At 44.7% G+C, this 244-nt stretch carries 1 protein-coding gene; it reads left to right on the top strand.

Annotated elements, in window-relative coordinates; translation table 11 throughout:
• Positions 1-244: pyruvate formate lyase family protein (locus tag GEAM_RS22305; RefSeq protein WP_034796353.1), on the top strand; the 244-nt coding region annotated here is incomplete at both ends.

Here is a 244-nt window from a genome sequence, read left to right as displayed (position 1 = left end):
AAAACTAGCCACTGAACTTCAAAAATACGCAGCGAAAGTCTCTATCGATACTTCATCCGTACAGTATGAAAACGATGACCTGATGCGTCCTGACTTCAACAACGATGACTACGCAATTGCTTGCTGCGTAAGCCCAATGGTTGTTGGTAAACAAATGCAGTTCTTCGGCGCACGTGCCAACTTGGCGAAAACCATGTTGTACGCTATCAACGGCGGCGTTGATGAAAAAATGAAAATCCAGGTT

Source organism: Ewingella americana ATCC 33852 (genome assembly GCF_000735345.1).
Lineage (GTDB): Bacteria > Pseudomonadota > Gammaproteobacteria > Enterobacterales > Enterobacteriaceae > Ewingella > Ewingella americana.
This window is presented reverse-complemented; position numbering and strand designations above follow the sequence as displayed.